Source organism: Brassicibacter mesophilus (assembly GCF_050433385.1).
In the GTDB taxonomy this organism is placed as follows: domain Bacteria; phylum Bacillota; class Clostridia; order Tissierellales; family Proteiniboraceae; genus Brassicibacter; species Brassicibacter mesophilus.
Genome location: NZ_JBNPXI010000029.1, coordinates 1 through 13,589 on the forward strand (window position 1 = coordinate 1; position 13,589 = coordinate 13,589).

13 protein-coding genes are annotated in these 13,589 nt (G+C 30.5%); 5 read left to right on the forward strand and 8 right to left on the reverse strand.

Going from position 1 to position 13,589, the window contains the following annotated elements; translation table 11 throughout:
• Positions 1–235 precede the first annotated feature (235 nt).
• From HNR33_RS20100 to HNR33_RS20130, 7 genes are all read right to left on the reverse strand, one after another.
• Positions 236–295, reverse strand: a complete 60-nt coding sequence (locus HNR33_RS20100) for a hypothetical protein (protein WP_429087218.1) — start codon at positions 293–295, stop codon at positions 236–238.
• Between the two features lie 8 nt (positions 296–303).
• On the reverse strand, positions 304–1,719 hold the full coding sequence (locus HNR33_RS20105; protein WP_429087106.1) for a copper amine oxidase N-terminal domain-containing protein: 1,416 nt from the start codon (positions 1,717–1,719) through the stop codon (positions 304–306).
• 173 nt (positions 1,720–1,892) lie between these two features.
• Positions 1,893–2,315: a flavodoxin family protein gene (locus HNR33_RS20110; protein WP_429087107.1), complete on the reverse strand. Its 423-nt coding sequence runs from the start codon at positions 2,313–2,315 to the stop codon at positions 1,893–1,895.
• A gap of 43 nt (positions 2,316–2,358) precedes the next feature.
• Positions 2,359–3,669, reverse strand: a complete 1,311-nt coding sequence (locus HNR33_RS20115; RefSeq protein WP_429087110.1) for an MFS transporter — start codon at positions 3,667–3,669, stop codon at positions 2,359–2,361.
• A gap of 100 nt (positions 3,670–3,769) precedes the next feature.
• Positions 3,770–5,026, reverse strand: coding sequence for a MerR family transcriptional regulator (locus HNR33_RS20120; RefSeq protein ID WP_429087113.1), 1,257 nt, complete (start codon positions 5,024–5,026; stop codon positions 3,770–3,772).
• 163 nt (positions 5,027–5,189) lie between these two features.
• Complete coding sequence (locus HNR33_RS20125; protein ID WP_429087116.1) at positions 5,190–5,372, reverse strand: hypothetical protein; 183 nt, start codon at positions 5,370–5,372, stop codon at positions 5,190–5,192.
• A gap of 36 nt (positions 5,373–5,408) precedes the next feature.
• Entirely contained in the window at positions 5,409–5,867 is a 459-nt protein-coding gene (locus HNR33_RS20130; protein ID WP_429087118.1) for a class I SAM-dependent methyltransferase, read from the reverse strand.
• A 410-nt stretch (positions 5,868–6,277) separates the two neighbouring features.
• Here HNR33_RS20130 and HNR33_RS20135 point away from each other — a divergent pair, with 410 nt between their 5' ends.
• The 5 genes from HNR33_RS20135 to HNR33_RS20155 all read left to right on the forward strand — a co-directional run bounded on the left by HNR33_RS20135 (position 6,278) and on the right by HNR33_RS20155 (position 11,207).
• Positions 6,278–7,876 carry a peptide chain release factor 3 gene (locus HNR33_RS20135; protein WP_429087120.1) on the forward strand — a complete coding sequence of 533 codons (1,599 nt, stop codon included), beginning with the start codon at positions 6,278–6,280 and terminating at the stop codon, positions 7,874–7,876.
• Between the two features lie 89 nt (positions 7,877–7,965).
• Positions 7,966–8,460 carry a GNAT family N-acetyltransferase gene (locus tag HNR33_RS20140; protein WP_429087122.1) on the forward strand — a complete coding sequence of 165 codons (495 nt, stop codon included), beginning with the start codon at positions 7,966–7,968 and terminating at the stop codon, positions 8,458–8,460.
• A 183-nt stretch (positions 8,461–8,643) separates the two neighbouring features.
• Positions 8,644–9,621 carry an ABC transporter ATP-binding protein gene (locus HNR33_RS20145; RefSeq protein WP_429087125.1) on the forward strand — a complete coding sequence of 326 codons (978 nt, stop codon included), beginning with the start codon at positions 8,644–8,646 and terminating at the stop codon, positions 9,619–9,621.
• 23 nt (positions 9,622–9,644) lie between these two features.
• Complete coding sequence (locus tag HNR33_RS20150; protein ID WP_429087127.1) at positions 9,645–10,421, forward strand: ABC transporter permease; 777 nt, start codon at positions 9,645–9,647, stop codon at positions 10,419–10,421.
• A gap of 3 nt (positions 10,422–10,424) precedes the next feature.
• Positions 10,425–11,207 carry an ABC transporter permease gene (locus HNR33_RS20155; RefSeq protein WP_429087129.1) on the forward strand — a complete coding sequence of 261 codons (783 nt, stop codon included), beginning with the start codon at positions 10,425–10,427 and terminating at the stop codon, positions 11,205–11,207.
• Between the two features lie 58 nt (positions 11,208–11,265).
• Here HNR33_RS20155 and HNR33_RS20160 read toward each other — a convergent pair whose 3' ends face one another.
• Positions 11,266–13,557, reverse strand: a complete 2,292-nt coding sequence (locus tag HNR33_RS20160; RefSeq protein ID WP_429087131.1) for an ATP-dependent Clp protease ATP-binding subunit — start codon at positions 13,555–13,557, stop codon at positions 11,266–11,268.
• Positions 13,558–13,589: the final 32 nt, after the last annotated feature.

A 13,589-nucleotide genomic window follows, 5' to 3' on the forward strand; every position in this document is an offset into this window, starting at 1 on the left:
ACTTGTAAACACTTTAAAAGTGTTCACAAGTCTACTTTATTATCTCATTTAGGCATCACTTAGAAAATCCATCAATTATTATACGCTTACGTTCTTAATGTCAATCACTTTTATAGTTAATTTTTTAAACACTGCTGAAGTCGTATTTCAGTAAGCTAGAGTACAAAAAAACTTCTCAAAATTATAGCTTGAGAAGTTTTAAAATATAAAAATAACTAATAGTATTCTTTGGTTTTTACATTTTTACTGTTATTGTTTTGCCATCCCATCCTACTTCATATCCAAAGGCTTCCAAAACGACTCTTATTGGTAGGTTCTTTCATCCTTAATTAAAGCTTTAGTATCATTTTCTATTCTTTCACCATTCTTTAATATGAATGTCTTATCAATAGGAACTTCAACCTTTATTCCATCCTTTTCTGCTATTGCAGTTCTCGTTTCATTATTCCACTCAACTTTTGCTCCGATCTTTTCAAGTATTATTCTAAAGGGTACTTGAGTACGGTTGTTTTCATCAATAAATGGGTATCCAAGCTTATCATTAAACTCAATATATTCACCATTAATTAGTATTGGGATATAAGTATTAGTATTTTCTTCTGCCTCTTCATTAGCATTATTTTTACTTAAGCCAAACTTTTTAAATTGTCCATTAGTTAAATTAACTACTCCATGAGGATTGTCACTTATATAATATATTTCATTATTTTTCCCTAAATAAAAAACATCATTTTCCTTAGTGTATTTTTCATTTACTATTGATTCATCTACATTCATTCTTTTTATTTCTAGTTCCTGAGTCGTCTCATATAAGGCATTTAGCTTATAATATATATTTATATTTTGATCTTCACTGTATTTTTTTTCTGAATCATCAAATACAACTCTTTTATCACTCATCCCTACTAGCCTTAATGCTAAAAATTGTTCATTATTATCATGAACATTTTTATTTAAGCTGCTCACTATTTCATCTACAGCAACTGTATTTCCTTTCTCATCTATATAATATATACTTGTGTCAAAAATACTATGCCAACTATAATAATGATAACCAACCAGCCACACTCTATTATTATTTATGTAAACATCCCATAATTCAAAGGCTACTTCTCCAGCGTCCTCCTCTTCAGAGCTTTTCTTATTTAAATCTAATATCTTCGTAGTACCATCTTCAACCATAACATAGTTTCGATACGTAGGTGTATATGGAGCTGATATAGCTCCGCAAGTATAAACTATTATTGAATACAAAGTTTTGCTATCATTTAAGGTATACTTCTGTAAATAAAAATCCATTGGTACTCTTTCACGTTCAGGATTCTGAATGTAGAATTCATTGTCCTCATCTATGTGTTTTTTAATATCTAGAAGTTGCATCCCGTTGTAGTATAGGTAATCGCCATTTATCTCAATTTCTTTATTATCTATTTCTATTTGCTTTACCTTAAATGTTTCTTCATTAGCTTTCATTTCTTCAATATAATTTTTCTCTTCTTCAGATAGTATTTCATATTGTCCTGAGAAATCTTTTTTAAGTCTCGCAATCTGTCTATCTATTTTAAAATAGAGATAGTCTTTATCCTCATAATGGATACTATCTAATTCTAAATCTTGAATTTTAATCTGCTCATTCTCTTGACCGTAACTGACAGATAGTGAAGATAACAAAAATAAACAAATTAAAAAATATACACATACATTTCTACATTTTCTCATGATTAATCCTCCTTATTAAGGTTTAAGACCCATCATACCATTTTTGTAAAAATAAAGCAAAGTAACATTAATCACCATAAATCAGTATTGAATCATATACCATCAAAACACTTGAATATGCATCTAATTAGCTCTTCTAGTCATAAAGTTTTATCTCTATAAAAATATAGGTGTTAAAATTCTTTAATACATTTCTTATTACATTTTCTTATAAGGCTTTGCATATAAACTTTTATGTACATTAAACTGTTTGGCCTGTGTTTTCCAGCCATGATTACCAAAAGAGGTATTATCCTATCTAAAGCCTTCTTAAGCTCTGATGAATATCCACCGTAAATAACAGGGGTAAGGTATACTACAATATCACTATTAATTACCTTTTCTGTAAGAATACGTCCATAATCATCTATTACACAAATTCCAGGAGTCTTTGTCCAGCAACCAAAGCAGCCAATACATTCTCCTATTTTCTTTTCATGAAGCAAAATCGATTCAAATTCATAATCTTTCTCACACAATATTTCTTTAATAATTTTATTAACTGCTTCCAAACTTTCATCTTCTTTTAATGAACCATTTAGTATTAATGCTTTCATTTTCAGTTTCCTCCCTTTACCCTCACATTTATAGTCAAAAACCTCAATCTAATTTTTCACCTATAATCAATTTTTTATTTGCTCTTATATCCTCTATCTTACTACCCTTTAATATTATGATATTAAAAATAAGTAATAAGCTACCTCCAGTCATTGGTAAAAAATATGGAGGCAATATATTTATTAAAAGACCAGATATGATTAAAGCTATAGGTGCAACAATTTTCCCAATACTCATACCTATGCTTAAAACCCTTCCTCTAAATTCGTCACAGATTATCTTTTGGAGTAAATATAAAATTGGAATATCAATGAATGCTATAAAAATACCAAAAGCTATCATTATTATTGAATAGTATAATAGATAAAATATACTATTAATTCTTAAACTCAAAAATAATAGTGGAATTCCTAATGAAATCATGCTTGTAGACAGTAAAATACTCACAAGGATTAAAAGTTTATTATAGGAAATTTTCTCAAATACTCTTTTTACAAATATTGCACCTAAAATCATTCCAACAGGAAAAGAGCTTTGAATTAACCCCAATTCTTTGGGTGTTAGTTTTAAAACATTGTTAATAATAAACGGTAAAGGAACTGTAACTGAAAAACTAATGAAGAAATTTAAAGTTATAAATATATTTATTATTTTCATGATATCTTTTCTTACCATAATATATTTAAAGCCTTCCTTCATGTCCTTAATAAGTCCTTTCTTCGCTTGTTCTGTATTCATATCTTCAAAATTATATTTAAAATCAATAAAAACTTCTAATGCAGCTGAGAAAACAAATGATAATCCATTTACTAGTATAAAGCTATTTATATCCATAAGCACATATATTAATCCGCCAATAACTGGTCCTATAATCATTGCTACAGAATCAATTATTTTACTAATTGAATTTATATTCATTAATTTCTCCTCTGATACCATATTAGGCTTTGCTGTATCAATACTGATTCCAAAAATTGTAGTAAATACAGTGGTAAGAAATGAGCTTAAAAAAATTATCAATATACTCAAATTACTTATTAAAGTAACAAAATATAGCATTATGAATAAAAGTCCATTCAGCAAGTCCATAATAATAACTATTTTCTTTTTATCAAACCTATCTGCCATAACACCTGCAATTGGATTAAATATAATCACGGGAATTAATCCAAAAAATAAGTTTGCTGCGTAGCTTAGTCCTGATTCAGTAATCTTTAACACATATAATCCTATAGCAAAGGTATGTATGGATGATCCAAATACAGATATACCTTTGCCTAATGAAAACAATACTAAATTAGAAATCTCTTTACTATCACTTAGTCTTATTATACTTAATATTTTTTTTATCATGTAAACCCTCCTATCTTAATTTCATTGTAAATAGTAGTGTCTACACGATAGCAATATAGCAATTTAATATTTTTTTATATAGAAAATACTAAAGGTGGGGTTAACACCATCTTTTCCCATAATACACATAGTTATATACTTTTTCACCCTTTACAAAATAATTCTCAAACTCGCCACCTTTTTCTAAGAAGTCAGAGACTCTTTCATCAATAGTCTTATATTTAAGTCCTTTAATCTCATCTTTTATATTACTTAAAATAAAGCTTTTCCTATACTTATCCTCTATTAAACTGTTTAATCCAAAATTTTTAAATAGGATGTATGATCCTATTAAATAAGAATCATCCTTTATATACTTGTCAATTAGTCCTAATAGAAATTCACTATGCTCAAAACTATAGTTGCTAGTACCTGAAAAATCTAATAGAATATCTACTGATTTGTCTTCTATTGGAATTTGTAAAAAATCTGTACATATAAAAATAATATTTTTCTTTGATTCTGCTCTTTCAAGCATATTCTTAAGAAACTTATGTCTTTTTATATCATGGTCAACCGCTACATATATGCAGTCATCTGGAAGTTCATTGAAAATGTTTCTGAGACAAAAACCAATTCCAGAGCCTAGCTCCAAAACCACTTTCTTCTTAAAACTACTTAAATCTATTTTTTTTCGTAACCAATCTATTCCTTTATATATATTATCCAGATAATTATAATCAACTGCATTTATATACTGACTAATGTAGTCATCTTCAAAGCTGAATTGAGCTTGTCGGTAATAACTATTAGCCTTAATAATTCCTGACTCAATAGCATACTCTTCTCCACAATTACATTTTAATTTTCCATCAACGATTTGATTATCATTTATAATTCCATCTTGAATAAATAGCTGCCCGTTACATTTTAAACATTTTAAGATATTTAAGGCACTAATATCTAAACCAAGTGTAAATTTCTTAGCACTCTCATTTTGTGATAACTCCTCTATCTTCTCCTTAAGCCTGTCCTTTATTGTAATCAGATTTTCTATCTGCTTTGATATATTTTCAAATTTGTCTATAAAAAGTGTTCTGTAATATTCGTCCTCTTGATAATAGGTGAGATTCCCAAGAAGTCTAAACAAGAATATTGTCTTTATTTCATTTAATGTAAATCCCATATTCTTCAAATTTTTTATCTCTTCTAGACTTTCCTGACATATATCATCAAAATAATACTGCCCTCCATGCTTTTCAGGTATGATTAATCCTAAATCCATATAATGCCTAATTGCATCCTTACTAACATTATTAAAATCCGCAAATTCTCCTATTCTCATTTTATCACCACTAAAATTTATATTTATTTTCATTATACCATTTAATGGTATGAAGTAAAATTAAATATATCCATGACACTTATTTAAAATACTGAGAGAGGGTAATTTTATAATAGTAGACATGTTTTTTTAGATGATAATTCAATTAAAATGCTAAAGAGATATTGAATTAATTAATTGAATATCTCTTATCTTTTTATTTAATACCTAGCCGCATTCTATAACTATATATAGCATCTAAAACTCTATCTCCTATTCTTTTCTTAACTATATCTGTAAACCTGCTTATTTCTTCGTTTACTGTCGGAATATTTTTCTTTAATACATCTCGTAAAGCTCCTTGACTATACGCAAATCCAATAAAGCCTTCTGCGTCCAATTTTACTTTTTTATGAACTAGTATTTCTTTTATGAATCAAAATTCATTACTTTTTTTCATGGTATCTAGATATTCATTAATTGTCCAGAGTTTAACTCTGCCTTCATCCTCACGAGTATTATCTAAAATTCTATAAATGTTTTGAAATAAGCTCCTGTAGGCTTTTTCTATTACCCAATCAGTTGTTGGCGGTTGGTCATGGTTGTACATTGCAAAAACACCAGCATCTATTAGCACTCGTGATATTTCCTTGATCGTGCTTTGAGGCTCCATCCATTGAAACGCAGATGAGCATGTTATAATATCAGCACAGTTTGGTTCAAGATTTGTTTCATTACCAAATCCAAACTGAAAAAATATATTACTTACATCACTTTCATCACATTTTTCTTTTGCTTTACTAAGCATATCTATATTAGGATCAATACCTATGACCTTATCTGAGTAATCCTTCCATATAAATGATGATATGCCTGTTCCACATCTGTTCCACATCCTAAATCTACAACTAAAAATGGTCTCCTCCCTAGATAATTCATTAAAATTTCAATAATTATATGAGGTGGTACTGGTCTATATTTGTCATAGCAATCAGTAAACCCACTAAATCTATCTACATTATTTCTTGCATTTATAATTAACTTCCCCCTTTAAGAATTATCTAATTAGCATTCATTACATGATTTTGTATGTTGTATAACATATCATCCTTAATATTTATCCTTTCCCTTAATTTACTATATGCTTAACTTAATTTTATCATATTTTGGTTTTGTTTTAATATTAGTTGCACTTTAACTATAAAAAATAATTGACAGTTAAATAATAAAAGTATAACATCAAAAAGGTTATATTTTTATATATTTGTTCTTATTTTAAATAATTCAGATAAAGGAAGATAAAATATGTCACAAGAAAATTTAAGCTTTATTAAAGAAGTACGAAGAAGAAGAACTTTCGCAATTATTTCCCACCCCGATGCTGGAAAAACCACGCTAACAGAAAAATTTCTATTATATGGAGGCGCAATTCGTTCAGCAGGATCAGTTAAATCAAGAAAATCCAATAAACATGCAGTATCTGACTGGATGGAGATAGAAAAACAAAGAGGTATCTCTGTTACCTCAAGTGTGCTTCAATTTGAATATAATAACTTTTGTATTAATATTCTTGATACACCTGGTCACCAGGATTTCAGTGAAGATACCTATAGAACTCTAATGGCAGCAGATAGTGCTGTTATGGTTATTGATTGCTCAAAAGGTGTTGAAGACCAGACAAAAAAACTATTTCAAGTATGTAAAATGAGAGGTATCCCAATTTTCACTTTTATCAATAAAATGGATCGTCAAGGAAGAGATCCCTTCGAGCTTCTAGAAGATATTGAGAAAGTTTTAGGTATTCATTCTTACCCTGTGAATTGGCCGATTGGCGGAGGTAAAAACTTTAAAGGAGTTTATAATCGTCATAAGAAACAAGTTGAGCTTTTTAATGATGGTAATCATGGTCAATCAATTGCTAAGTCAACAACAGGAGATATCTCAGATGAAAAATTCAGTCATTTATTAGGAGATGACCTTCAGGAACAGCTCATAAACGATCTCGAATTACTAGATATTGCAGGAGATAATTTTAATCTGGAACAAATATTAAATGGGGAGTTAACACCTGTATTTTTTGGAAGCGCCCTAACAAACTTTGGTGTAGAACCCTTTTTAGAATCCTTTTTAAACATCACTACTCCTCCAAAATCTCGTGAAAGCAATCTAGGAAACATAAATCCTGAATCAAGTAATTTTTCTGGCTTTATTTTTAAGATTCAAGCAAACATGAACCCAGCCCATAGAGATAGAATCGCTTTTCTAAGAATTTGTTCTGGAAAATTTGAAAAGGGCATGACTGTAAACCATGTACAAAGAAATAAAAAGGTAAGATTAACACAACCTCAACAGTTTTTAGCACAAGATCGTGTTATAGTAGATACAGCCTATCCAGGAGATATTATCGGGATCCATGATCCTGGAATCTTTAATATTGGTGATACCTTATGCGAAGATCAGTCGCAGCTACAATATAAAGATATCCCTCAATTTGCTCCTGAACATTTTGCCAAAATATCTACGAAAAATTCTCTAAAACGAAAGCAATTCTTAAAAGGTATCACTCAGCTAGCAGAAGAAGGTACTATACAAGTTTACAAACGGCCAAATATAGGTATAGAAGAATTAATAGTTGGTGTAGTAGGAGTCCTTCAATTCGAAGTATTAGAATACCGATTAAAAAATGAGTATGGTGTTGAAATTACTAGCGAAAAACTTCCTTATCGCTATATTCGATGGGTAAAAATGGATAATTTTGATCCACATACTTTTTCTATTACAATGGATACAATGTTGGTTGAAAATGAAGATAAAGAACCAGTATTACTATTTGAAAACGAATGGTCTATTAGGACTGTTCAGGAAAGAAACAAAAATGCATTATTAAAGGAAACTTCACTGTAAGACTAGTGGGCAAATTGAATTTAATCCTAAGTATAATAAAGAAATATAATCTTTATTAATGTATAATAGTTTAAAAGGAGGCGGTTTAATTGAGTTCATTAAAAATAAGAGATGTTTTACCAGAAGATTTAGATCGTGTGGCACAAATAGAGGCAGTATGCTTTCCAGCTGCTGAAGCAGCTCCAAAAAATGTGTTTAAGGAAAGAATTTCGGTTTTTCCAGAAGGTTTTTTTGTAGCTGAGCTAAATAATGAAATCATAGGTTTTATTAACGGTGCAGTAACAAATGAAAAACATATTAAAGATGAATTCTTTAAAGATATGAGTCTGCATATACCTAGTGGAGATAATATCGCAATCTTTGGACTTGATGTCCATCCTGATTTTCAAAGAAAAGGATATGCTAAAGAATTGATGGAGTATTTCATTGCAGCAGCGAAAAAGGATGGTAGAAAGTATATATTACTTACTTGTAAGAAGCATCTAATAGAATATTATCAACAATTTGGATATGTTAATGAAGGCGTGTCTGAATCTGAACACGGTGGATCCGAGTGGTATAACATGTACCTTAAATTAAAGTAGTATATTAATAAACTCCTTTCTGTTAAGAATAGATAACTAATAATAAACAGAGAGGAGTTTTTGTTATTATAGTATTTTTTTATTGACATCTATTTTAAGTAGATATATAATGATGATTCTTCTCTATATTAGTCTTTAGATTTACACTTTGAAACATACATATCTCTAAAAAGGAGGGATACAATGATTGAAGTTGAAGCTTTATGCAAAAGCTTTAAAGTTGTAAAAAGAGGATCTGGTATTAACGCGGCAGTGAAATCCTTGTTCAATCCTCAGTATTCTACTATTCAAGCCTTAGACGACATTTCCTTTAAAATCGATGAAGGTGAAATCGTTGGCTACATTGGTCCTAATGGTGCTGGAAAATCTACTACCATCAAAATTATTAGTGGTATTTTAGTACCTGATAGCGGTAAATGTAATATCCTTGGAAATACTCCATGGAAAAACAGAGTGAATCATGTAAAAAATATTGGTGTAGTCTTTGGTCAGCGTTCTCAGCTCTGGTGGGACGTGCCTGTAATTGATTCGTACAATTTACTAAAAGATATTTACAAAATTTCTCACAATGATTTTAAAGATAATCTCGAACTACTAACAAACACTTTAGATTTATCCACTTTACTTTCAACTCCAGTCCGTCAATTAAGTCTCGGCCAAAGGATGAGATGCGAGATTGGTGCTTCCTTACTTCATAATCCAAAGATATTATTCTTAGATGAACCCACTATAGGTCTTGATGCAGTTTCAAAAATAGCAGTCAGAAATTTTATAAAAACAATAAATAAAGAAAAAAAGATTACTGTTATATTAACTACCCATGATATGAGTGATATTGAAGCATTAGCTGAAAGAATTATACTCATTGGAAAAGGAAAACTCTTGCTAGATGGTACTCTATCAGAATTGAAAAATAGGTTTGTCACTCATAAAACCTTAACCGTAGATTTTACAGAAAACAATGAAGATATAAATGTTGAAGGTACTACTCTTTTATTCAAATCTAAAGAAAGACTAACCTTATCTGTAGATCTCGAGAAAATAAAGGTGTCAGAGGTTATAGGCTTGCTATCAAAAAAATTAGATATTGTTGATGTTTCTGTTGATAGTCGTCCAATTGAAGAGATCATTGTAGCCCTATACAAGGAGTATCAGATATGAAAGCTTATTACTCTTTATTCAAAATGAGATTGCTTAAAGGACTGCAGTATAGAATGGCAGCTTTAGCTGGAGTTTCAACTCAGTTCTTTTGGGGATTTATGTATATAATGATTTTTGAAGCATTTTATAGCAGCACTTCAGCTACTCAGCCTATATCCTTTAGAGAACTAATACAAGTATTATGGTTACAGCAAAGCTTTTTAGTACTAATAATGCTATGGTTCAGAGATAATGAGCTTTTTAATCATATAACCAGCGGTAACATAGCCTATGAGTTGTGCCGTCCTACTGATTTATACAACTTTTGGTATGCAAAGCTTATAGCTCAGAGGCTATCAGGAGCTTTACTTCGATGCTTCCCTATATTGATCGTAGCATCATTATTGCCCTATCCATATAAATTTTCTTTGCCACCTAGCATTTTATCATTTATACTATTTTTCATTGCACTAATATTAGGTCTAATTTTAATAGTAGCAATTTCTATGTTAATATATATATCCGTTTTCTATACTATGTCTCCAACAGGGTCATTATTAGTTTTTGGTGTGTTCGGAGAATTTTTTTCTGGTCTTATAATTCCAGTACCACTAATGCCACACGCTTTAAAAAATATAGTTTACTTACTGCCTTTCAGATATGCCTCTGACTTGCCATTTAGAATATATGCTGGAAATATAGGAATAAAAGAAGGCATAATTAGCATTGTAGTTCAAATTCTTTGGATATTGATTTTAATTGCTCTAGGTAAGTTATGGATGAGTAAGGCTTTAAAAAGAATAGTAGTTCAAGGAGGGTAACTCATGAAGCTATACCTTAGATATATGTCTATACTTTTTAAAAGTCAGATGGAATATAGGACCTCTTTTATTTTGCTTTCCATTGGACAATTTTTTGTACCTTTTTTAGTTTTTGTATCTACATTCCTCTTATTTCAAAGATTTCCAAATATAGGAGGCTGGTCTTTATACGAAGTTGCTTTATGCTACTCCGTTATACATATCGCCTTTTCATTAAGCGAATGCTTTGCAAGAGGATTTGATTCCTTTTCATCTATTATCATTAACGGAGACTTTGATAGGATTTTAGTTAGACCACGTAGAACAGTACTTCAAGTTCTAGGTTCCAAGTTTGAATTTACAAGAATAGGACGATTTATGCAAAGTATTGTTGTATTGATTTTTTCGTTGACTAACATCAATATAGAGTGGAACATATACAAAGTAATAACTTTAATATTAATGATAATTAGTGGAGTATTTATTTTTGCAGGTATATATATGCTTGGTGCTACCTTATGCTTTTGGACCATTGAAGGCTTGGAAGTAATAAATATATTTACGGATGGTGGAAGAGAAATATCTCAATACCCATTAAGCATATATAAAGAATGGGTAAGAAAATTGTTTACATTTGTAATACCTTTCGGTACAGTAAACTATTTGCCTCTTATGTTTATTCTAGATAAAGTCGAAGGAAATAAGTTCGTATACATGATTACTCCCCTATTTGGCATAATGTTTATAATTCCTTGTGTTCTAATATGGAATTTTGGTGTAAAACATTATAAATCTACAGGTTCATAATATCTTTATAATAAATGAAAAAAAGGAATCCAAATCTTTGGATTCCTTTTTCATTCTTCTACTCTATTACTACTTTTCCATCTTTTAAAACTACAGAAATCTGTTTTCCTTCAATAAGCTTGTTTTTTAAATACTGTTCTGCTATCTCATCCTCAATATACTTCTGTATAGTACGTCTTAGTGGACGTGCACCATATTGGTGGTCGTAGCCCTTCTCTAGGATAAGCTCTTTTACTTCATCAGAAATCTGTATAGACATCTTCTTTTCTTTTACTTCGTCAACAATTTCTTTAAGCATCAAGTCAACTATCTTGCTAAGCTCTTCCTTTTTAAGATGTGTAAACACAACAATCTCATCTATTCTGTTTAAAAACTCCGGTCTGAAGGTTTGCTTCAATACATCCTTTACTTTGCTTTCTAATGCATTGTATTCATCTCTAACAAATCCTATCCCATTAGATTTTATGTTTGTTCCTGCATTTGAAGTCATTACAATTACTGTATTCTCAAAAAATACAGTTCTTCCCTGGCTATCTGTTAGTCTACCGTCTTCAAGAATCTGTAGCAGCATATTAAATACATCCGGGTGAGCCTTTTCTATCTCATCCAATAGAATAACTGAATACGGTTTTCTTCTTACTTTCTCTGTCAATTGTCCTCCTTGGTCATAGCCTACATATCCTGGAGGAGCACCTATTAACTTAGATACCGTATGCTTTTCCATATATTCAGACATATCAACTCGAATCATAGCTTCTTCAGTACCAAAAAGCTCATATGCTAAAGATCTGACAAGCTCTGTCTTTCCTACACCAGTAGGCCCTACAAATATGAAAGATGCTGGCTTTTTCTTCTTCTTGAACCCAGAACGATTTCGACGTATAGCTCTCGATAATGAAGAAACAGCTTCATGCTGCCCTATTACTCTTTTATGAAGCCTGTTTTCTAAATCCAGCAGCTTCTCGGCTTCCTGTTCAGTAATTTTTTGAACAGGAATTTTAGTCCATGCTTCAATAACGTATGCAATATCATCAATTGTTATTTCAACTTCATTGCATTTCTCTTCTATTTCTTTTATTTTTCCTTCAATTCTAAGCTCTTCTATTTTATATTCTGCAGCTTTTTCATAATTATCAGTTGATGCAGCTTCTTCTTTTAAATCTTGGATTTTCTTTAAATCCTCTTTTAATGCTTCCAATTCTACAAGTCCTTGATTTTTCAGATTGGCTCTTGATCCTGCTTCATCAATTACATCTATAGCCTTGTCTGGTAAAAATCTGTCAGTAATATATCTTTGTGACATTTTTACTGACTCTTCAATTACATCGTCAGATATCTTTACCTTATGATAATCTTCATAGTAATCCTTTATACCTTGAATAATCTCTACTGACTCCATTATTGTAGGTTCCTCAACTAACACAGGTTGGAATCTTCTCTCAAGTGCTGTGTCCTTCTCAATATGCTTTCTATACTCTTCAAGTGTAGTAGCACCTATAACTTGAATTTCTCCTTTCGCAAGAGCTGGTTTTAATATGTTTGCTGCATTCATAGCTCCACCATGTACCTCACCTGCACCCATAATGTTATGAACCTCATCTATGACTAGAATTATATTCCCACACTCATTAGCCTCATTAATGATAGATTTCATTCGGCCTTCAAACTGACCTCTAAACTGTGTACCTGCTACAATAGAAGTTAAATCAAGAAGGTATACTTCTGCATTAAATAACTTAGATGGAACCTGTTTATCAGCTATACGAACTGCCAAGCCTTCTGCAATAGCTGTTTTACCTACTCCAGGTTCACCTATCAATATAGGGTTGTTTTTTGTTCGTCTGTTAAGTATCTGTATTACCCTATCTATTTCTCGATTTCTTCCAATTATTCTATCTACCTGATTATTTTTAGCTTTTTCTGTTAGATTTGTACCATACGTATCTAGATATTTTTTCTTCTTCTTTTTAAGCCATTTTTTATCAGTCTTTACTTCAGAATCTTTATCATTGCTTTGATTATCCAAAGAAACGTCGTTCTCTTTGAATTTAATTTCATTGTCTGAATCGCCTTCAATATTAGAAAAGTTATTTTTAAACATGCTCATAAATGGATTTTCTGAATCTAAGTTATCCATATCCATGTCTTCTATTAAATTACTCATCTGCTCATTTAAGTTTTCAAATTCCTCAGGTTTAATATCCATCTGCTGCATTAATTGATTTATAACTGGAAGTCCCATTTTTTTGGCACATTCCATACATAATCCTACCATTTCAGTCTTTCCATTTTCAATTTTGGAAGTAAGAATAACTGCTATGTTCTTTTTACATACTGAACACATTTTCATATATACCATCTCCACTTTCTATATATCAGAAT

Coding starts and splice junctions, on each gene's coding strand:
- HNR33_RS20105 (WP_429087106.1), bottom strand. CDS start 1,719: ATGAGAAAATGTAGAAATGTATGTGTATATTTTTTAATTTGTTTATTT.
- HNR33_RS20110 (WP_429087107.1), bottom strand. CDS start 2,315: ATGAAAGCATTAATACTAAATGGTTCATTAAAAGAAGATGAAAGTTTG.
- HNR33_RS20115 (WP_429087110.1), bottom strand. CDS start 3,669: ATGATAAAAAAAATATTAAGTATAATAAGACTAAGTGATAGTAAAGAG.
- HNR33_RS20120 (WP_429087113.1), bottom strand. CDS start 5,026: ATGAAAATAAATATAAATTTTAGTGGTGATAAAATGAGAATAGGAGAA.
- HNR33_RS20130 (WP_429087118.1), bottom strand. CDS start 5,867: ATGTGGAACAGATGTGGAACAGGCATATCATCATTTATATGGAAGGAT.
- HNR33_RS20135 (WP_429087120.1), top strand. CDS start 6,278: ATGTCACAAGAAAATTTAAGCTTTATTAAAGAAGTACGAAGAAGAAGA.
- HNR33_RS20145 (WP_429087125.1), top strand. CDS start 8,644: ATGATTGAAGTTGAAGCTTTATGCAAAAGCTTTAAAGTTGTAAAAAGA.
- HNR33_RS20150 (WP_429087127.1), top strand. CDS start 9,645: ATGAGATTGCTTAAAGGACTGCAGTATAGAATGGCAGCTTTAGCTGGA.
- HNR33_RS20155 (WP_429087129.1), top strand. CDS start 10,425: ATGAAGCTATACCTTAGATATATGTCTATACTTTTTAAAAGTCAGATG.
- HNR33_RS20160 (WP_429087131.1), bottom strand. CDS start 13,557: ATGAAAATGTGTTCAGTATGTAAAAAGAACATAGCAGTTATTCTTACT.